Origin of the sequence: Herbaspirillum sp. RTI4, from assembly GCF_034313965.1 — a bacterium.
Classification (GTDB): Bacteria; Pseudomonadota; Gammaproteobacteria; order Burkholderiales; family Burkholderiaceae_D; genus Herbaspirillum.
The window spans coordinates 1,425,198-1,446,561 of record NZ_JAVIWQ010000002.1; the positions used below are offsets into that span (position 1 = coordinate 1,425,198).

The 21,364-nt window shown below is 57.3% G+C and carries 14 protein-coding genes; 8 read left to right on the top strand and 6 right to left on the bottom strand.

Translation table 11 applies throughout. The features are described from left to right. The first annotated feature begins 78 nt into the window (after positions 1 to 78). A complete protein-coding gene (gene lpdA, locus RGU70_RS06685; protein WP_322208611.1) occupies positions 79 to 1,872 on the top strand; it encodes a dihydrolipoyl dehydrogenase in 1,794 nt (597 codons plus the stop codon). Between the two features lie 92 nt (positions 1,873 to 1,964). On the opposite strand, the gene RGU70_RS06690 is transcribed toward lpdA, so the two are convergent. The 3 genes from RGU70_RS06690 to RGU70_RS06700 all read right to left on the bottom strand — a co-directional run bounded on the left by RGU70_RS06690 (position 1,965) and on the right by RGU70_RS06700 (position 4,952). After that, complete coding sequence (locus RGU70_RS06690) at positions 1,965 to 2,471, bottom strand: C40 family peptidase (protein ID WP_322208612.1); 507 nt, start codon at positions 2,469 to 2,471, stop codon at positions 1,965 to 1,967. 76 nt (positions 2,472 to 2,547) lie between these two features. Further along, entirely contained in the window at positions 2,548 to 3,750 is a 1,203-nt protein-coding gene (locus RGU70_RS06695) for an acetylornithine transaminase (RefSeq protein ID WP_322208614.1), read from the bottom strand. Positions 3,751 to 3,926: 176 nt separating this feature from the next. Next, positions 3,927 to 4,952: a CDP-6-deoxy-delta-3,4-glucoseen reductase gene (locus tag RGU70_RS06700; protein WP_322208615.1), complete on the bottom strand. Its 1,026-nt coding sequence runs from the start codon at positions 4,950 to 4,952 to the stop codon at positions 3,927 to 3,929. A 12-nt stretch (positions 4,953 to 4,964) separates the two neighbouring features. Between RGU70_RS06700 and RGU70_RS06705 the strand changes: the two genes are divergently transcribed. After that, positions 4,965 to 5,873: a sugar nucleotide-binding protein gene (locus tag RGU70_RS06705; protein WP_322208617.1), complete on the top strand. Its 909-nt coding sequence runs from the start codon at positions 4,965 to 4,967 to the stop codon at positions 5,871 to 5,873. 258 nt (positions 5,874 to 6,131) lie between these two features. Next, a complete protein-coding gene (locus tag RGU70_RS06710) occupies positions 6,132 to 6,491 on the top strand; it encodes a hypothetical protein (protein ID WP_322208618.1) in 360 nt (119 codons plus the stop codon). Between the two features lie 43 nt (positions 6,492 to 6,534). Here the strand turns inward: RGU70_RS06710 and RGU70_RS06715 are convergent, their stop codons facing one another. Next, positions 6,535 to 7,806: a cytochrome-c peroxidase gene (locus RGU70_RS06715; protein ID WP_322208619.1), complete on the bottom strand. Its 1,272-nt coding sequence runs from the start codon at positions 7,804 to 7,806 to the stop codon at positions 6,535 to 6,537. A 175-nt stretch (positions 7,807 to 7,981) separates the two neighbouring features. Here RGU70_RS06715 and acpA point away from each other — a divergent pair, with 175 nt between their 5' ends. Continuing rightward, on the top strand, positions 7,982 to 9,586 hold the full coding sequence (acpA, locus tag RGU70_RS06720; RefSeq protein WP_322208620.1) for an acid phosphatase: 1,605 nt from the start codon (positions 7,982 to 7,984) through the stop codon (positions 9,584 to 9,586). Here the strand turns inward: acpA and RGU70_RS06725 are convergent. Further along, a complete protein-coding gene (locus tag RGU70_RS06725; protein ID WP_322208622.1) occupies positions 9,573 to 11,036 on the bottom strand; it encodes an MATE family efflux transporter in 1,464 nt (487 codons plus the stop codon). The genes acpA and RGU70_RS06725 overlap by 14 nt on opposite strands. A 210-nt stretch (positions 11,037 to 11,246) precedes the next feature. Here RGU70_RS06725 and RGU70_RS06730 point away from each other — a divergent pair, with 210 nt between their 5' ends. Beyond that, complete coding sequence (locus RGU70_RS06730) at positions 11,247 to 13,055, top strand: effector protein Tle3 domain-containing protein (protein WP_322208623.1); 1,809 nt, start codon at positions 11,247 to 11,249, stop codon at positions 13,053 to 13,055. 81 nt (positions 13,056 to 13,136) lie between these two features. After that, on the top strand, positions 13,137 to 14,639 hold the full coding sequence (locus RGU70_RS06735; RefSeq protein ID WP_322208625.1) for a type VI lipase adapter Tla3 domain-containing protein: 1,503 nt from the start codon (positions 13,137 to 13,139) through the stop codon (positions 14,637 to 14,639). A 90-nt stretch (positions 14,640 to 14,729) separates the two neighbouring features. Here RGU70_RS06735 and RGU70_RS06740 read toward each other — a convergent pair whose 3' ends face one another. Then, positions 14,730 to 18,365 carry a hydantoinase B/oxoprolinase family protein gene (locus RGU70_RS06740; protein ID WP_322208626.1) on the bottom strand — a complete coding sequence of 1,212 codons (3,636 nt, stop codon included), beginning with the start codon at positions 18,363 to 18,365 and terminating at the stop codon, positions 14,730 to 14,732. A gap of 717 nt (positions 18,366 to 19,082) precedes the next feature. On the opposite strand from RGU70_RS06740, the gene RGU70_RS06745 reads away from it, so the two are divergent. Further along, positions 19,083 to 20,348: an ABC transporter substrate-binding protein gene (locus tag RGU70_RS06745; protein ID WP_416186486.1), complete on the top strand. Its 1,266-nt coding sequence runs from the start codon at positions 19,083 to 19,085 to the stop codon at positions 20,346 to 20,348. Between the two features lie 139 nt (positions 20,349 to 20,487). Continuing rightward, a complete protein-coding gene (locus RGU70_RS06750) occupies positions 20,488 to 21,357 on the top strand; it encodes a branched-chain amino acid ABC transporter permease (RefSeq protein ID WP_322208627.1) in 870 nt (289 codons plus the stop codon). The last annotated feature ends 7 nt before the right edge of the window (positions 21,358 to 21,364 follow it).

Genomic DNA, 21,364 nt, shown 5'->3' on the forward strand with positions numbered 1-21,364 from the left:
TCCGTACACATTAGCCCACACGCATTAAGCCACCGCATCTACCCACCCGCATCAACCCACCGCATGGATGGAGCAAGCATGAGTCTGATCGAAGTCAAAGTCCCGGATATCGGGGACTTCAAGGAAGTGGAAATCATTGAAGTGATGGTCAAGGTCGGCGACACGATCAAAGTTGACCAATCGCTGATCACGGTCGAGTCCGACAAGGCCAGCATGGAAATACCCTCCACACACGCTGGCGTGGTCAAGGAATTGAAAATCAAGGTCGGCGACAAAATCGCTGAAGGTTCGCTGCTGCTGACGGTGGAAGCGGACGCTGCTGCACATGCACCTGCACCGGCGGCAACTTCTGCTCCTGCTGCTGCTCCTGCCGCTTCAGCACCCGCGCCAGCTGCTGCATCAGCCCCGGTCGCCGCTGCGCCGGCCGCCGCCAGTTTCTCCGGCACCGCCGATATCGAATGCGACACGCTGGTGCTGGGTGCTGGTCCCGGCGGCTATACCGCTGCCTTCCGCGCCGCCGACCTCGGTCAAAAAGTGGTGCTGGTGGAGCGTTACGCCTCGCTGGGCGGCGTCTGTCTCAATGTCGGTTGCATCCCTTCCAAGGCCCTGCTGCACGCGGCCAAGGTGATTACCGAAGCGGAAGAAATGGCGCATTTCGGCGTCAAACTGTCCGCGCCGGAAATCGACGTCGACAAGTTGCGCGGCTGGAAAGAAAGCATCATCAAGAAGCTGACCGGCGGTCTGACCGGACTGGCCAAGGCGCGCAAGGTGCAAGTCGTGACCGGCAAGGGTGCATTCAGCTCTGCCAATACGCTGACGGTTGAAACCGCCGACGGCCCGCGTGTGGTGGCGTTCAAGCACGCCATCATCGCCGCCGGTTCCTCGGTCGCCAAAATTCCCGGTTTCCCGTATGACGACCCGCGCCTGATTGATTCCACCGGCGCGCTGGCGCTGACCCACATTCCCAAGACGCTGCTGGTCATTGGCGGCGGCATCATCGGTCTGGAAATGGCCTGCGTCTACGATGCCCTCGGCACCAAAGTCACGGTAGTCGAATTTGCTGATGGCCTCATCCCTGCCGCCGATCGCGACGTCGTCAAGCCGCTGCAAAAACGCATCGAAAAACGCTACGCCGCCATTTACCTGAAAACCAAGGTCACCAAACTGGAAGCCTTGCCGGAAGGTTTGCGCGCCACGTTTGAAGCGGCGTCGGGCGACTCTGCCGCACCGAAAGAACCGCAACTCTACGACGCCGTACTGGTCGCGGTCGGCCGCCGTCCTAATGGCAATCTGATCGGTGCGGAGAAAGCCGGTGTGCTGGTCGATGCCCGCGGCTTCATTCCTTCCGATTTGCAGAAGCGTACCAATGTGCCGCACATCTTCGCTATCGGCGATATCTGCTCCGACCCGATGCTGGCGCACAAGGCCACCAATGAAGCCAAGGTGGCTGCGGAAACCATCGCCGGACACAAGGTGGCGTTCGAGCCGATGACGATCCCTTCGGTGGCCTACACCGATCCGGAAATCGCCTGGATGGGGCTGACCGAAAACGATGCCAAAGCCAAGGGTATCGCTTACGAAAAAGCCAGCTTCCCTTGGGCCGCCAGCGGTCGTGCCTTGGCCATGGGCCGTGAAGACGGTCTGACCAAGCTGCTGTATGACCCGCAAACCAAGCGCATTCTGGGCGCGGGCATCGTCGGCGTGAATGCCGGTGAGTTACTGGCCGAAACCGTATTGGCGCTGGAAATGGGCGCTGACCTGGAAGATTTGGCGCTGACCATCCATGCGCATCCGACCTTGTCGGAAACGCCGATGTTCGCCGCCGAGATGGCGCTGGGTGTGATTACGGATTTGTATATTCCGAAGAAGTAATCGGGCGATAGGGGGCTTGCTGTCTCTGTTGCCACAAGAAAAAAGCCTGTCACGCAATGATCGCGTGACAGGCTTTTTTTATTCGGAGACGCTCAATCGAAATAAGCACGCGCCATTTCAAAACGGGCAGAAAAATACTTGTTATCCATACGATCAATGCGGATTTTGCCATTGGTGGACGGTGCATGCACGAAGCGGCCGCTGCCGATGTAGATGCCGACGTGCGAAAAAGAACGGTGTTGCGTATTGAAGAACACCAGATCACCGGCGCGCAGATCGCTCTTGTCGATTTCCTTGCCTTGGCGGGCGATGTCGGCGGCGCTGCCGGTGACGCGCGCGCCGGTGGCTTCGCGGAAAACATAGGTCACCATGCCGCTGCAATCGAGACCCGCGTCAGGATTTTTTCCGCCGAAGCGGTAACCGATATCGAGCAGACCCAGCGCATAGATGACGACATCGCTGGCTTTGTCGTTGAAGGCGGCGTTGCGTGATGATGGCGGTGTGTTGGCAGCGCGTGCCGGCGTGGATGCCTGCGGGGCTTTATTCGTCGGCGTATTCAGCGCTATGCCCCCGCAGCCGCTCAGTAAAAGCGTGGCCATAAAAACTGCCCGCCCTGCCTGTGTGAACAGGGCAGGGCGGGCGAGGGGCGCAGTCACGCTGGACATGGCCGGGCGATCAGGCATCCAGGCTGGAAATAACCGAGGACAGCATGGCGATCATCTGGTCGATTTCAGCGTGGGTGATGGTGAGCGCCGGCATGAAACGCAGCAGGTCGGGACGCGGCGAGTTGAGCAGCAAACCGACCGGCCCCATATCGCGCGCGGCGTTGACGATCTGCGGGCCGATGTCGCGGCCCAGTTCCAGTGCGCGCAGCAAGCCTTCCCCGCGTTCGCCCTTGAGTCCGTGCTTGGCGCAGAGCTTGAGCGAGGCGGCACGCAGGTATTCGCCTTTTTCCAGCACCGAAGGCAGAAAGCCCGGCTTCAGCAATTCCTTGATGACGGCACAACCAACCGCCGTCATGAGCGGGTTGCCGTTATAGGTGCCGCCCTGGTCGCCCGGTTCGAAACAGGCGATGGCTTCCTTCGCCAGCAGTGCCGCCAGCGGTACGCCGCCGCCTATGCCCTTGCCTAGCGTCATGATGTCGGGTTCGATGCCGGACAACTGGTAAGCGAACAATTCACCGCAGCGGCCGCAGCCGGTCTGGACTTCATCGACGATCAGCAGCAGATTGCGTTCTTTCGTCAAACGGCGCAGCGCCTGCATGAATTCGCGGGTGGCGGGAATCACGCCGCCTTCGCCTTGCACCGGTTCCAGCATCACGGCCACGGTGGTGGGCGTGATCAGGTGCTCGACGCTGGCGATGTCGTTCAGGTCGGCTTTAGGGAAGCCCGGTACTTGCGGTGCGAACAGCGTATCCCAGCCCGGTTTGCCGCTGGCCGACATGGTCGCCAGAGTGCGGCCGTGGAAGCTGTGATCGAAGGTGATGATTTCATAACGATGGCTGCCATCGGCGGCGGGATTCATGCGTCCCCATTTGCGCGCCAGCTTGATGGCCCCTTCGTTGGCTTCTGCGCCGCTGCTGGCGAAAAACACGCGGTCGAAGGTGGAGTTGTCGGTCAGCAGCGTAGCCAGTTCAATCGACGGGACGTTGTAAAACGCCGGTGACGGGTTGATCAGTTTGCCGGCTTGCGCGACCAGTGCGTCCGCGATGCATTGCGGTGCATGGCCCAGTGCATTGACCGCCCAGCCTTGCAGGAAGTCCAGGTACTGCTTGCCGGCGTGGTCGGTCATGAACATGCCCTTGCCTTCGACGAAAATCAGCGGCGGGCGGTTGGTGATGAACATCAGATGATCGACTGCGGATTGCTTGAATTCCATGTGCGGCTCCTGCCGGGCAAAAGGTAAAAAAAATGAATTGAATTGAATCGGTAAAACAGCGATGTTGGCGAAACTGCTGTTGAAGCTACTGCATGATGCATTCTCAGTGCGGTGTTTATTGCACTGAGCTTACGTGGATTACCGCATTTCAGCAGAAATTCCGCCATTTCGCGCTATTAGCCCTGCAGGTCGGCTTCCGAGGTGAACGAGTCGGCGTAAAACTCTTCTTCGGGCAAGTGGCAGCGGGCGACAAAATCGCGTTGCGCGGCAGCGACCATCAAGGGCGCGCCGCAGGCATACACCTGATAGCCGGACAGGTCGGGGAAATCTTCGATCACGGCGGCATGCACGAAGCCTTCGCGGCCGCTCCAGGCGTCATCTGCTGCGGCGTTCGAGACGACGGGGACATAGCGGAAATGCGGTAGCGTACGCGCCCATTCTTCGCACAGCGCATGCATGTAGAGGTCGGCCGGACGGCGGCCACCCCAGTACAGCGTCATCGGCCGTTCGGTTTCGGAATGGATAGCTTGCTCGATGATGGCCTTGATCGGTGCGAAGCCGGTGCCGGACGCCAGCAAGAGCATCGGTTTGTCGCTGTCTTCGCGCAGGAAGAAAGTACCCAGCGGGCCTTCGATACGCAGGATGTCGCGCTCTTTCATGGTGCTGAAGACCTGATCGGTGAACAGCCCGCCGGGCATGTGGCGGATGTGCAGCGACAGCGGTTGATCCAGATGCGGCGCATTGGCCATGCTGTAGCTGCGGCGCTTGCCGTCGCGCAGCAGGAATTCGACATACTGACCGGCCTTGTACTGCAGGCGGTCACTGCCAGGCAATTGCAACGACAGCACGATGACGTCGTCGGCCACTTTTTCCAGCCCGGCGACGCGCACCGGTAATTTTTTGATCGGGATATCGCCGACACCGGCGACTTCGCGCGCTTCGATGACGATATCCGAGTCCGGCCGGGCGCAGCAGAACAGGGCAAATCCGAGTGCCTCATCTGCGGACGGCAGCGCTTTTTCCTGATGCTCTCCGTGGGTCAGATTGCCCGTCAGCAGTTTGCCCTTGCAGGAGCCGCAAGCGCCGTTTTTGCAGCCGTAAGGCAGGCCGATGCCGTTGCGAATGGCGGCGCTGAGGACGGTTTCGCCCGTCTCGCAAACGAATTGATGGCCGCTTGGCTGTACCGTGACTTGAAAACTCATACAATCCTGTTTATGAAAAATATTGTTGGAAAAATTGGAAAACCGCGTTTGTTGATCCTTGGTTGCGGCGACGTCGGTATGCGTTTGTTGCCACTGGTGCGGGATCGCTTTCGCGTCATCGCCGTGACCAGTTCGCCCGATCGCTGCGCCGCTTTGCGCGCTGCCGGAGCGCTGCCGCTGGTGGCGAACCTCGATCAGCCGGCCACGCTGGCGCGATTGGCGCGGCTGGCTAGTTACATCGTGCATCTGGCGCCGCCGCAGTCCAGTGGCGACACCGACCGCCGCACCCGTAACCTGGCCGCCATTTTACCCGACCGCGCCACTCTCGTTTATATCAGTACTACCGGCGTCTACGGTGATTGCGGTGGGGCCTGGGTCGATGAAACGCGTCCTGTGCAGCCACACAATCTGCGTGCGCGTCGCCGCGTCGATGCCGAAAATGTTTTACGCGCCTGGGCGCGCAGGGCAGGGGGGCGGCTGTCGATACTGCGCGCACCCGGTATTTATGCCGCCGACCGCTTGCCGCTGGAGCGTTTGCGCCGTGGCACACCGGCGCTTCTTGCTGTCGACGATGTGTATACCAACCATATTCATGCCGACGATTTGGCGCGGATGACGGCAGCGGCCCTGTTCCATGCGCAGCCCTTGCGAATCTATCATGCAGTGGACGATTCAGCGCTCAAGATGGCCGATTATTTTGATGCGGTCGCACAGGCGTTCGCGCTGCCGCCGCCGCCGCGTTTGCCGCGTGCCGAATTAGCAGGAGTGGTGTCGCCGATGTTGTTGTCGTTCATGTCGGAATCGCGCCGTCTGAGTAATCGACGCCTGAAACAGGAGCTGGGGCTGCGTCTGCGCTATCCCACGGTGCAGACTTTGCTGGAGCAAATGCGGATGGAAATAGCCCTCTCATTGCTCGACTAGACGGTATGCATTGACCTGCCCAATCCCAGGCGGCGTGGATCAAATTGGGTGTGAATCGCTGTCTTGGCAGACTGGCAATGTGTGGCGTGAATGCCGCAAGAAATGTCGCAATAAGGTCGTGTTCGAAGTTTATAGCGGCAGTAAGGTGTCAGATTGCTATTTAAATGTTCCCCCGCCGCAACATTTTAAGTCTGGTATTGAATTATTTCTAAATTTGAGTGTAGGATGTGACTCTGAAGTTCAATTTCGGAGGCCTCCATGGCTATCAGCTCAATTTCATCTATTTCCAGTAATGCTGCCGCCGCAGCTACGGCTGCCTCTAGCGCCAACAAGGCGAGCGCACAGGCGCAGCAATTTTCTTCCGTCAGTCGTTCCGATCAGGCCAAGTCAGATCAGGCGCGGACGGATGTTGCAAAACAGGAGCAGGATGTAGCGGCTCAAAAGGCGCAGCAGACTCAACAGACGCAGAAAACGCTGCAAGTGCAGCAGGCAGAGCAGACCAAGCAAGCGGAAAAGGCACAGCAAGCGCAACAGCAGCAGCAAGCCCAGCAGCAAACTCGTCCGAGCTATAACTTCAATGGGCAGCTTACCGGCACGACGATCAGCACCACTGCCTGAGTACATCTGCCTGTATGACCACAACCCGCTACGGCGGGTTTTTTTATGGCTGTGCTGCGGGCGATTTCAAGGTGGGCCGCACATAGCCATCGGTCAGCGTATTCATGAACACGATGACATCCCGAATCTCCGCAGCCGACAGCGCCGGTTGATCGCCGGGCTGACGGTCGAAGGGAGCCTCCAGATTCACATTGCCCTGCATCGAGGCGGGCAAGTCGTCGAACTTGCGGATACTGCCGTCACGCTGGCGCGGATACCATTTCTCAGGATGCGTATCGCGTTGCACGTAAAACTCCATCACTTGTTGCAGGCTGTGAAAAACGCCGTTGTGGAAAAACGTCTGGCGCAGCGCCACGTTGCGCAGAGTCGGCGTTTTGAAGCGGCCACAGTATTCGGGGTGGTCGCGCAAATCGGTGCGATCGGGACCGCATAAGCCCTTATCGGCATACGCGGCATGGCGATTGACCGCCAGCCGTCGGTTGCGCGGCACACCAATGGCGATCAGGCCGTAATCGGTAAATTGCGGAAAACCGCCGTTGGGCGTAATGGCGCTGATGTGGCAGGAAGCGCAATTGCCCTTGTCCGCCGCGTTGAACAGCGCCAGTCCGCGCGATTCCTGTGCGCTGAGTGTGGTCTGCCCGCGCAGGAACGCATCGTACTTGCTGGTGTAGGGATAAAAATCTTCTGGGTTTTCCTGAAATACTTCCAGCGCCATCAATGCTGCCGAAAATGCCTGTTCCGGTTGTTCGAAAATAGCCGCGCCAAATAACTGCCGGAATTGCGCCGCATACGGAGCTTTTTGCAGTTTTTTCACGACTGCCGCCGGAGTGGCGTTGCCCATTTCATGCGCTGACAGCAAGGGCATACGCGCCTGATCGTGCGTCGAATCGGCGCGACCGTCCCAGGTGCGGCCACCAGTCGGGCCGGCGTCGATGCTGTCGTCGCCATCATCGTCGTGATAGTGCTCGCTGAACGGCGGGGAGGTTTGCAGATAGCGCAAGGACGGCGTGGCGCGCGTGCCTTGCGTGCGCAGGTGCTTGCCGCCCAGTTGCACATCCAGATTGTTGGGCGGCCCGAAAGCGTGTGCAGGACTATGGCAACTGGCGCAGGATTGCTTGCCCGAGGCAGACAGCGAGGCATCGAAAAACAGTGTCCGCCCCATTGCAGTTAGTTCCTTGACGCTGGGTTGGGAGGCTAAGGGCAGATAAGTCGCTTGCAGATAGGCGGGCCTTGCGGGGGCGGGAGTATTTCCCTCTCGCGTCGAAGCTGCCAGTGCGGTGGTGCAGGCAAGCAGGCCGAACAAAACAGTTTTCATGGGCTAAAAAAAGTGGCAATAAAGGTGATTCGGGCGAGAGCCTAGCAGGGCGGTATGACTCAAGCATGACGGACTATCCGGCTCGATTCGCAGCGACCCATTGTTGGTCACGCACTTGTCATTCGATGGTTATATTTCGCGCATAGAATGAGGCACATTCTATACAGGAGGTGAAATGCATACGATTTTTCGCGTAACGATAGGGACGGCCGCACTGGCCGCGGGCTTGAGTGGTTGCAGCACGAATTCCAGCATGGTGAACGCTGACGACGGTCTCAAGCAAATCGACACCGTGGTGGTGATCTACGCGGAGAACCGCGGTTTCGACACCCTGTACGGTTTGTATCCCGGTGCCGATGGCGTGCCCGGCGTGAATCCTTCCTCCAAAACAGCCTACATTGCGCAAAAAGATTTTGATGGCGCCACGCTACCGGTATTGCCACCGACCTGGGGCGGTGTGACCCTGCCGGGACAAACCCGCGTCATGACGCAAGCGCAGTCCGCGAACATGCCCAACCGTCCGTTCCGCATCGACGACGCCAGCGGCATGAATCTCGAAGAAACCGTCATCACGCGCGATCTGGTGCATCGTTTCTACAATAATCAGATGCAAATCAACGGCGGCAAGAACGACCTGTTCGCCACTTACTCCGACGCCGGCGGCCTGAGCATGGGCTATTACGACGGCAGCAAAATGGCCATGTGGAAAGTCGCGCACGATTACACGCTGGCCGATAATTTTTATATGGGCGCTTTCGGCGGCTCTTTCCTGAACCACCAATTTCTGATCTGCGCCTGCGCGCCGCAATATCCGAATGCAGAAAAATCAGTGGCTGCCGGCTCGATTTCAAAAATCGATGTCGATGCCAACGGCAAGTTCATTCGCCTGACACCGGCAGCGGGCGCGCCCGCCTCGGCGCTCAGCGGCCCAGCCAAATATCTGAACGACAGCACACTGACACCGAAAGATACGCAAGGCCGCTTCTTCGCCGTCAATACGATGCAACCGGCGTATCAGCCGAGTAATGTCGCCCCGGCCGCCAGCGACGCCACGCATCTCTACGCCGATGTCTCTAGCCCTTCCACGCTGCCGCCGCAAACGCAAACCAATATCGGTGACCTCTTGTCCGCCAAGGGAGTTGACTGGGCCTGGTATGCCGGTGCCTGGAATAGCACTTTGGGTACGGCCACAGGCGCACGCAAATTTACCTCCCCGACGCCGAACTTCCAGTTCCACCATCAGCCATTCAATTACTTTGCCAACATGGACCCGGTCACGCATGCTGACAATCGCGCCCGCCATCTGCTCGATTTTGACCAGCGCTTCCTGCAAGATGCCGCCGCCGGAAAACTGCCGGCAGTGGCGTTCTACAAGCCACAAGGCAATCTGAATCAGCACGCCGGTTATGCGGATGTTGCTTCAGGCGACGCCCACATTGCCGAGGTCATTGCCAAACTCAAGCAGAGTCCGCAATGGGCGCACATGCTGATTGTTGTGACCTACGATGAAAACGGTGGCTTCTGGGATCATGCCGCACCGCCGAAGGCCGACATCTGGGGCCCTGGCTCACGCGTACCGGCCATCATCGTCTCGCCGTTTGCCAAACATGGCTACGTTGATTCCACGCCTTACGACACGACATCGGTGCTGCGCTTCATTACACGCCGCTGGTCCTTGCCCGTGCTCGACGGCATTGCCGAACGCGACCGCGCACTCATCGCCAACGGCCAAAAACCGATTGGCGACCTGACCGGCGCTTTGCAAATCAAGACGAACTAATCGCTGCTCCGACTGGCGCCGCACTCACCTGCGGCGTCAGCATACGGGCCTTGCGCCAGCCGCCGTAACGGTAATAAGACACCGCCAGGACCAGCGCCACCAGCGTGCCAAACGGAAAACTCCACCAGATCGATTCCACCCCCAAGCGCGGTGCCATGAAGTAGGCAAACGGCAAACGCACCAGCCACATCGACACGCACAACATCAGCAAGGGTGCCATCACCGCCCCCGTCGCACGTACCACACCGAACAACACCATCGTCACCCCGAAAAAGATGAACGACCAGCTCACCACGTTGTTGATGTGCTGCGCAATGGCGATCGCATTTCCGGTGGCAGGCAAAAACAAACTGAGCGCCGCATGGTCGGCCAGATACAACAGCCCCACCAGCGCCCCCGTCAGCAGAAAATTGTAAGCCACGCCCACCAGCGCAATACGGTCTACCCGATCCCAGCGACCTGCGCCGACGTTCTGCGCCGCCATACTTGAGACGCTGGCACCGATGGCCAGTGCCGGCATCTGCACATACGTCCACAACTGCGCCGTAATGCCGTAGCTGGCCGTGATTTGCGAACCGTAGCCGTTGACCATACTGAGCATGATCAACGCGGACGACGACACCACCATCATTTGCAGGCCCATAGGCAAACCCTTGGTCAGTAGCGCGCGCAGGATGGCAGGATCGGGACGCAGAAAGCGCAAGGCATCGGCACGCAACACCAGGAAATGCTTGCGTCGGTACAAGTGCGCGATCATCAACCCCAAACTCAAGGTCTGCGCCACCAGCGTCGCCGCCGCCGAGCCAGCGATCCCCATGGCCGGAATCGGCCCCGCGCCGAAAATCAGCAAAGGGTTGAGGGCGATATCGAGCACCACCGACAGCAACATGAAATAAAACGGCGTGCGCGAATCGCCGCCGCCGCGCAGCGCCATCATCAGAAAATTATAAAAATACATGAACGGCAGCGCGATGAAAATAATGCGCAGATACGCCACCGCATACGGCTGCGCATTGGCGGGCGTGTGCATGGCATGCAGGATAGTTGGAGTCAACACATAACCGGCCAGCGCCACCAGAACAGAGAGCGCGGCAAAGAAGCTGGCACCGGTGCCGACCACACGTCGCGCTTGCGCCAGATTGCCGGAACCGACCGACTGGCCCACCAGAATCGCGGTCGCCATGCTGATACCGAACACCACGCCCAGCAGGAAAAACAAAATGGTATTGGCATTGGAGGCGGCGGTGAGTGCCGCTTCGCCCAGATAATGGCCGATCCAGATCGCGTTGACCGAGGCATTGAGCGATTGCAGAATATTGCCGCCCAGCACCGGCAGCGAAAACATCAGCAGCGTACGGGCAATAGGCCCGCTAATCAGGTCGGGAGCGAGCTTGGGAGTGGTGCTGCGTGGTCGGGCGATATCGCCCGGAGGGGGAATCAGGTCGGACATGGGCGGAAGGAAAAATGCTCATGCTAGCGCAGTTTGCAGGCAGCCGTCAGGCACAGTCGTCCTTGTAATGCAGGGATAGTCTCAAATAAGCGCTTCCTTAAATCCTTTCCTTAACTTGGCCGTTAGGCTCCAAGCCTTTTGGCCACTGGCAAGTTACATCCAGTTGAGTCGCCACGCAGCCCTCGCTATCTCAATGCGAAAGGAATCCCCATGAGTACTCCCGAGAAAAAACGCATCAACCTCGTGGTCAAAGGCCACGAAATGCAATGGCTACTACCGGGTGGTGGAAACGTATTCATTCCGCTGACCCGGCCAACCGCCGGCATCGTTATTTTGATCCACGGCGTCAACGATGTCGGCGAAGCCTATCCGTTTCAGGAGCAAGGCATTTGTAAGGGGCTCAACGAAAGGATGTTTCGTGGCGACGACATGGAAAGCGCCCACTACACTCTGCCGCCCACATTAAAAAATGGCGAAACCGTCCTCCCGGAAAACGTCCACCCCGACCCGGATAAAGTGTATTTCGCACGGGCCGCCAACAGTCTGAATTCTCCGGTCATTCCTTTTTACTGGGGGTTTCGTGAAGTGACCACGGAGTCCAGTAACAAAGCTAAACATGGTCAGCAGATTGATCGCTACGGCAACCGCCTCGACAAACGCTACGCCAAAAACGGCGGCCCGCTCGCCAACGCCACCACCAACATTCCCGATATGTTCGGGCCAGGCTTCGACCGCGACGGGTGGGTGAAATTGGGCGATAAACAAGAACCGACGCACAACCTGTGCAGTGGCCCGCCACGCCATTACATGGTATTGGCGGCCCAGCGTCTGGCGAGCCTGCTACGCATCATCCGCAAAAAATCGCCGCACGAACCGATCAGCATCGTTGCCCACAGTCAGGGCTGCCTGATCAGCTTGCTGGCGCACGCCATGCTCGCCAAGGACGGCAAGGACATCAAAGCCGATACGCTGATCATGAACAATCCCCCCTATAGCACCAATGAACCTGTCATCGAAGCCATCCTGCAGGGCAACCGGCAACAAACCCGGGCCGCGCGCGAAGAAACCTTGCGCATGCTGATCAAGGAATACCTCACGACCCAACCCGCCAACACACCAGCCTTTGCCGATTTCAAAAAAATTCAGTGCGGCATCACCGGCCCGGAATGGGAACACAACCGCAACAAAGAACGCGACAACAGGGGCAAGGTTTACCTGTACTTCAGCCCGGACGATACGACCGTGAGCTTATGGGGAATCATCGAAGGCATAGGCGCATTCGGCGTAGAAAACCCCTTGATCAAACAACTGGGAGAACGCTTTTATCAACGTCTGTTTAAGTCACCGGTGGGACAAGTTAAAAACCCCCCTATGGTTGGAAGTCCGCCACAGCAATGGGAGAAGTACCACTTTACGGGAGAAGAACTGCCGGAACCTTTCTTCCCCACCATGGGGCCGCCGACCTTGAAGTACTCGCCCATCGACGCCGCCATCGCCACCACCAATCCCTACAACAAGAAAGGGAAAGAAGGCATGCGTCCAGGTGAAACACCGGAACAAGCGCAGGCGCGCTGGATGGGCGAAAGCGAGAAAAACTCCTATCACTCCAGCATCGTCAGCAACCCTATGCATTCAGAAAAAGCCACGGCCTATGACGTATGTCTGGGCCTGAGCGACATCCTGAAAGACGGTGACCTGACCTGGATTGATTTCTTGCGGGCGGTGGCGGATTGGCGGACGAATTGGTTTGGCAGATTGAATACAGAAGACAGTAAAACAAATCCTTCCTATCCTCCGCCCTCTCAGGAGCTGCTCGATATGCTTAACGATGCCAGTCAGCTTGATCCTGCCGAGAGAGAAATTATTAAAGGCAACTTCGATTATTACTGCATGGATGGCGAGCACCCTGGCACGCTGCCGCAATTCACCACGGATTTCGTTTTAGCCAGTTTGGCACCGTATGTGATTTCGGAAACCATCGAGGAGCGAAGGAAAAAAACACCTTTTCTTGGCCCATAAAATCTCTATGTCTTCAGCTTTTAATCACAGCGGCTGGCCATTTCAAACGGCCACTATCGACTTCTACTCAAAATCAAACAAATGAAAAAACTTCTTCTACATCGTCGTCAGCTCTGTATTTTTCTGGCAAGTGCATTACTGACGTCCCTGGCGCACACCCAGCCCATTTCCCTCACCAATGACGATATTGATTTCCCCATGACACCGACTACCGAAAATGAACATCCTCCCATCGACTCTCTCGAAATCGTCGGCGTCGGCGTCAGCCTGGAAACGTGGCGCAACCATCCTAATTATCCCAAGAACAATTTGTGGACAGCCGTTGAAGAAAGCAACGGACGCTACATCATTTCGCAAGATCCATTGCAATACCCTAAAGATCTCCGTGCCTTACAAATGATGGGGTCGAAGCGCAGAGAAGATACCGTGGAGGCGGCCATGCGCGAATTCATGGATCGTTATCCTCTGCCTATTTCCGTAGTGGGGGCAACTACGCATGATGCCAACAAACCGGAAAGAATCGAAGCGCGGCGAGATTCGAATGCGGGTAGCTTCCTTGTTACAAAATACAACGAATCCTACAAAGCTCGGGGCGCATTTGATGGACTGCTGTTTCAAAGCGGGCAAGTCATCAATTCCTATCTACACGACAACCCCGACAAATTGTTCAACACGGTATTTAAAACCTTCGATCACTATCGCGACTTACCCGCAATGGCGATCGCTGCCAAAGACGGTGTGCTTCAGCGTGCGACCGAGTTTCCGCTTAAAACACCACAATTCGAGGAAAGTGTTGATGTCGCCTATCACCCCAAGCAAGCCCGCATCTATAGTGACAGCTTTACGTTCCTCACCCTGGTCCGGCGCGGCCGCATCGACTGGCTGCGCTCTTTTGCGCCGCTGGTTAAAGATACGATGGTGGTAAAAATCTTCAGCAAAGGCGATACTCCCGCCCGCAACTGGTCAGAATTCGCCGGTTGGAAACGTACGCCACCACAAGCTTTTGTGCCGACAAAATTCATCGATGCACCGTGGACGGAGTTTCAGATCGACCAGTTCGACCATCTGGAAAACCGCGGCACCTTACACCGGCCACAGGTGATTTCCTATCTGGACGAACATCGCAAACCGGTCAAAGCCGCAGAACGACAAAGCCGCACCGAAGTCGCCTTGCGCACCGCGCTGGCTCCGCTCGGCGGCAAAATGCCCGCCCGTATCTTTTACGATTACGGCAGCGTCTGGGAAGACCGCACCAGCTACACGCGCTATCTGCCCTTCGTGCAAAGCGTGCACAACATCGATGAAGAATTCGATTTATTCGACCGCAAAAAATCCTTCGATCTGGCGCAAATTCTGGGCGATACCGGCGCGGGCAGCCCCTTCGTTGCGGTCGCGTTAGCCAGCATGGCAGCCATGCAATCGGGCGGGGCGACTTTAATCGCCAACCTGCGCCGCAATGATGGCGCGACATTCATTCTCGTCACGCCACCCAGCGCGGAGCAAGTCAAAAAAGATGCGGACATCGACCGTCCCTTCTGGCCGAGAGAAAAAATGTATCCAGTCAAAATCGAGAACAGGTACTGAGCCGCTTTTTCTTCCTTAGGGACGTTACGGACGTTCCCGAAGTTGCTGAAGCGATTCAGTACCGCGACTTATCCGCCTCCGTCGCTCGGACTAGGACGCTGTGCCAAACCCGCCGCCACCCGGGGTTTCAATGACGAAGATGTCGCCGGCTTCCATCTCGGTGCTGGCGACAAAGCTGACAGCTTCTTCGCTGCCATCATTGCGCAGCACATAGTTTTTGCCGCACTGGCCGGGCGCGCCGCCGTCCATGCCGAACGGTGGAATGATGCGGTTGTTGGACAAAATCGACGCCGTCATTTTTTCCAGGAAGCGAACTTTGCGGATGCCGCCGTTGCCGCCGTGCCATTGTCCTGCGCCACCTGAGCCGGGACGGATTTCGTAACTTTCCAGCCGAACCGGGTAACGCCATTCCAGTATTTCAGGATCGGTCAGGCGCGAGTTGGTCATGTGCGTCTGCACGACGTCGGTGCCGTCGAATCCGCGTCCTGCGCCGGAACCGCCGGAAATGGTTTCGTAATATTGATACTGCTTGTTGCCGAACGTGAAATTGTTCATCGTGCCCGGCGCCGACGCCAGCACACCCAGCGCGCCATACAAGGCGTTGGTGATGCAGCTGGAGGTTTCCACATTGCCGGAAACTACCGCTGCCGGGTAGTGCGGATTGAGCATGGAACCGGGAGGAATGATGACGTTAAGCGGTTTCAGGCAGCCAGCATTGAGCGGGATTTCATCGTCCACCAGCGTGCGGAATACATACAGCACTGCGGCCATGCAAATGGCGCTGGGGGCGTTGAAGTTATTGCTCAGTTGCGGCGAGGTACCGGTGAAGTCGATGTCGGCGGTTCGCGCTGCGTGGTCGATGCGCAGGGCAACCTGAATCACTGCGCCGTTATCCAGCTTGTATTCGTAATGGCAATCCTTGAGCGTGCTGATGACGCGGCGCACGGCTTCTTCGGCGTTGTCCTGCACATGGCCCATGTAGGCTTGCACCACGTCCAGACCATAATGCGCGACCATTTTCAGCAGCTCTTCCACGCCCTTTTGGTTAGCCGCAATCTGCGCCTGCAAATCGGCCAGATTGTGCGGGATATTGCGTGCCGGATACGGGCCGGAGGACAAGAGCGCAATCGTTTCGGCTTCCAGGAAGCGACCACCGCGCACTAGCTGGAAGTTATTGATCAGAATGCCTTCTTCTTCCACGGTGGTGCTGTTGGCAGGCATTGATCCTGGTGTGATGCCGCCGATATCGGCGTGGTGGCCGCGTGAGCCGACGTAGAACAGGATGTCGCGCCCGCTGGCCTCGAAGACGGGCGTAATGACCGTAATGTCGGGCAAGTGCGTGCCGCCGTGATACGGATCGTTGAGCATGAACACATCGCCGCGCGTCATCTTGCCGGCATTGTCGCGGATGATGGTTTTGATGCTGTCGCCCATTGAACCCAGATGCACTGGGATATGCGGTGCGTTGGCGATCAGGTTACCGTCGGCATCGAACAGGGCGCAGGAGAAGTCCAGCCTTTCCTTGATGTTGACGGAAATGGCCGTGTTTTGCAGTCGCAAGCCCATTTGTTCCGCAATGCTCATGAAGAGATTGTTAAACACTTCCAGCATGACCGGATCGGCCGTGGTGCCCATGGCCTTGCGTTGCTGGCGCACTTCGTAGCGGGTCAGGAGCAAGTGATTGAGTTCGGTCACTTCGGCCATCCAGCCCGGTTCGACGATGTTGGTGGCATTCTTTTCCGCGATGATGGCAGGGCCGCGCACGATGTCGCCGGGACGCATGTCCTCACGTTTGTAGAGCGCGGTGGTGTGCCATTTTCCAGCCGAAAACAGTTGCACCGATTCTGCCGAGGGCAATGCGCCGTCGCGTGCGGGCAGCACTTCCACGGTTTCATTTTTGTCGGTCGACACGCCGATGGCTTCGACCGAAACGGCTTCGACCATCATCGGTTTGTCGTGCATCAGGAAGGAGTAGCGTTTCTGATAGGCGCTCTCGAATTGCCCGATCATCGCGGGCAGGGTATCGAACGGCACGACGATGACGGAATCAGTGCCGTCGTAGCGCAGGTGGACGCGCTGGACGATATCAATCCGGGCGGCTGCCACGCCTTGCGCCAGCAGATCGCTACGGGCGTCGTCGGCCAGCGTGATGAATTGTTGTTGCAGGGTTTCTACGGCGGCGGGCGATAACTGGATTTCCACGGCCTGTTCCCGCATGGCAGTCTGATCTGCCAGACCCATGCCGTAGGCCGACAGGACACCCGCCAGAGGATGGGCAAAGACGCGTGTCATGCCCAGAGCATCGGCGACCAGACAGGCATGCTGCCCGCCTGCGCCGCCGAAGGTGGTCAGGGTGTAGTCGCTGACATCGTGGCCGCGCTGCACCGAAATGAATTTGATGGCGTTGGCCATGTTGCCGACGGCAATGTCGATGAAGCCTTCTGCCACTTCTTCTGGTGTGCGTCGGTTACCGGTGCCCTGGAATATTTCTTCCGCCAGCAGCGTGAACTTGGCGACGACGGCGTCGCGGTCCAGCGGCTGGTCGGCGTTCGGGCCGAACAGGGAGGGGAAGTGTTGCGGCTGGATTTTCCCGAGCATGACGTTGCAGTCGGTCACGGCCAGTGCGCCGCCGCGTCGGTAGCTGGTGGGCCCCGGATTGGCACCGGCGCTGTCCGGGCCGACGCGGTAACGGGCGCCGTCGAAATGCAGAATTGAGCCGCCGCCAGCGGCGACGGTATGGATACTCATCATCGGCGCGCGCATGCGCACACCGGCGACCTGGGTTTCAAATTCGCGTTCGAATTCACCGGCGTAATGCGAGACATCGGTAGAGGTGCCGCCCATGTCGAAGCCGATGATTTTGTCGAAGCCCGCCGTCTGCGCGGTACGTACCATGCCGACGATGCCGCCGGCCGGGCCGGACAGGATAGAGTCTTTGCCCTGGAAGCGGTGGGCGTCGGTCAGGCCGCCGTTGCTTTGCATGAACAGCAGTTGCACGCCGTCCATCTGGCTGGACACTTGTTCCACATAGCGGCGCAGGATGGGGGAGAGGTAGGCGTCGACCACGGCGGTGTCGCCGCGCGAGACCAGCTTCATCATAGGGCTGACTTTATGCGAGACGGAAATTTGCGGGAAGCCGATTTCCTGCGCAATTCTGGCTACGGCTTCTTCGTGCGCGGTGAAGCGATAGCCGTGCATGAGCACGATGGCGACGGTGCGGAAGCCTTCGTCGTAGAGCTTGCTCAGTTCGGTTCTGACGTGGGCTTCATCGAGCGGCGTGATGATGTCGCCGCGCGCGCCGACGCGCTCGGTCACTTCGATGACTTTGGAATACAGCAATTCAGGCAGGATCAGGTGACGGTCAAACAGGCGCGGCCGGTTTTGATAGGCAATGCGCAAAGCGTCGCGGAATCCCTTGGTAATGAGCAGGACGGTGGGGTCGCCCTTGCGTTCCAGCAAGGCATTGGTCGCCACGGTAGTCCCCATTTTGACGGCTTCCACCAGATCGGGAGAGATGGCTTGATCCTGGGCAATCCCTAATAAGGACTTGATGCCGGCGACGGCGGCGTCTTTGTATTGCTCGGGGTTTTCGGAGAGCAGTTTATGCGTCAGCAGATGACCATCCGGGTGGCGCGCCACGATATCGGTGAAGGTGCCGCCCCGGTCAATCCAGAATTGCCAGCGTTTGTCTTTTTCACCGTGGGATGTCTGTTGCGGTTGGTTCATGTTGTTGACCTTTCGTTTTGGTGCGCTCAGGTGCGCTCAGGTGCGCTTAAGTGCGTCTGGTGTCACCGATCGCACCACTATTCCTATCATCTTGCACGCAAGTCGTGCAGCTCTTGGTATCTGTCGATCAATTTGCCGCGCCCGTCGGAGCCTAAATCTGCCCGGAATAATAATTTCTATAGGAGCGCGGTGGTTTTATCATCTATTCCCGATAATGTGGCACAGGAATTGCTAATGTTTTAATCTGCTAAATATCGATGAATTGTTTGATGAAACGATGATTATTTGTTGACATAGTATATTCACAAAAGATAGGATTCAACAAAAATTTGAACTAAATACGGCAGGAGATCTTCTTTATTCTTTCTTGGAACGGCATCAAAAAAATCATTTTTTCTGGGATTTTTTTGGCTTCCTTGCGCCTTCGATTAAGCGGTCTGCATGGCGCACTTCAAATGATCGGAGGTCTTATCGCCTCTGCTCAACGAAAGAATGGCAATAGACGAAGAACGGTGCGATCCTGTCTGCCGTCGGAATGGTTTTGCGGGCAGCGCAGGACGCATAAAAGAACTGTCCGGTAAGTAAGAGTAAGGCAGCAACTATTAATAGCGGTGAAATATCTCTGGCAATAATGGAGAGGCGCAGGATGAATGCAGATGGATGGGAGTATCTGTCGGATCATTAACCACAACAGAACAACAACAGGAGTGTCACACCATGCTTAAACAACTGTACAAGAAAACGCTGCAAGTCGGAGTGGTGATGTCGATTTGTCTGACTGCGCACGCGCAGCAGGAAGTCAAAATTGGGGTGATTTATCCCTTGAGCGGTGCGGCAGCCTCCAGCGGCGCAGAAATGAAAAATGCGCTGGAACTGGCAACTGACATTATCAATAACGGTGCCAAGGGCATTCCTAACCTCCCATTTTCAGCCGGCGGCGGTTTGCCCCGACTGAAAGGCGCGAAGATCAAACTGGTTTTCGCCGATTCGCAAGGCAATCCGCAAGTGGGTGCGACCGAAGCCGAACGCCTGATCACGCAAGAAAAAGTGGTCGCCATCGTCGGCAGCTATTTCAGCAACGTCACCGCGACCACCAGCCAGGTCGCCGAACGCTACAAGATTCCGTACATGAATCCTGAATCGTCCTCTGCTTCGCTCACGCAACGCGGCTTCAAATGGTTCTTCCGCACGACCGCGCACGATGATTTGTTCGTTTCCAATTTCTATGAATTCTTCAAGGACCTGGAAGCCAAAAAAGGCATCAAGATCAAACGCCTCGCTGCTTTCAATGAAAACACCTTGTGGGGCAATGAAACCACCAAGCTGGAAACCAAGCTGTCGCAGGAAAAGGGCTATGAGCTGACCAAGACCATTGTCTATCCCGCCAAAAGCACGCAGCTGACATCGGAAGTGCAGTTGCTGAAGGCCGCCAATCCACAAGTGATCATGCAATCGTCCTATCTGGGCGACGCCATTCTGGCGATGAAAACCTATAAGGAACTGGGATATACGCCTGACATGATATTGGCCAATGACGCCGGTTTCATCGACACCGAGTTCGTCAAGACTTTGGGCAAGGATGCCGATTACATCATTACCCGCGATGTCTGGTCGCTCGATCTGGCCAGCAAGAATCCGCTGATCAAGCAGGTCAACGATTTGTTCTTTGCCCGCTACAAAGCCAATTTCACCGGCAATTCCTCGCGCACCTTTACCGGTCTGATGACACTGGCTGATGCGATCAACCGCGCCGGTTCCACCGAACCGGAAGCGATCCGCAAGGCGCTGGCAGAAACCGACATTCCCGGCAACAAGCTGATCATGCCGTGGAAGGGCGTCAAATTCGACGACCATGGTCAGAACGTCTACGGCGCTGGGATTTTGCTGCAAATCATCAATGGCACTTACCACACCGTATGGCCGTTCGATGTCGCAACGACAGAGCTGGTCTGGCCTATGCCTAAATGGGATCAGCGTAAATAGTCCCTTGGTCTGAGTGAGTTGTAGTGAGTTGCAGCAAGCCGTCTGCCGCAGGCAGACGGTGCAGGATGCTGGCCGACGTGAATCCCCCGTATGCAGTGGGATTCATCGGCGGCAGCCGCGCCACCCTCAAGAGGAAACCATGACCTTCGATATTCTTTTGCAAACTTTCATTTCCGGCCTGTTGATTGGCCTGATTTACGCCCTGGTCGCCATCGGGCTGACGCTGATTTTCGGCGTCATGGATATCGTCAATTTTTCGCATGGCGAATTTATGATGTTCGGTATGTACTCCAGTTTCTGGCTGTTTTCGCTTTATGCGCTGGACCCTATATTTACCTTGCCGCTCACTGCTCTGTTCTTGTTTGCGCTGGGTGTCATTCTGTACAAGTTAGTCATCCGAAAAATCACGGATGCGCCTATGGTGTCGCAAATTTTCACGACCTTCGGACTGATGATTTTGTTTCGCGGCATCGCGCAGTTTTTCTGGAAGCCGGATTTCAGAACCATCGAGAATTCGCTCGTCAGCGGCCACGTCTCGTTCGGTGGGCTGTATCTCGGTTTGCCGCAACTGACTGCCGGTGTGGGCGCGCTGGTCGTCACTGCCGCGATTTATTTTTTCCTCACCAAAACCAAGCTGGGTGCGGCATTGGAAGCGACGGCCGCCGATAAGGAAGCTGCGCAACTGATGGGCATCGATTCGCAAAAAATGTTTGCGCTGGCCTGGGGACTGGGTGCGGCCTGCGCCGGCGTTGCCGGTGTGCTGCTATCGACCTTCTTTCCTATCTTCCCTGAAGTCGGTGCCAATTTCATCCTGATTGCTTTTGTGGTGGTTAACCTCGGCGGCTTCGGTAGCGTGGTCGGGGCGCTGATTGCCGGCATTCTGGTCGGCGTGATCGAAGTCATGGGCGGCTTGCTGCTCGGACCGCAATACAAACTGGCGATTGTGCTGGTGCTGTTTCTGGGTGTGCTGATGTTCCGCCCTCAGGGTTTGCTGGGCAAGGCTCAGTAAATTTTTC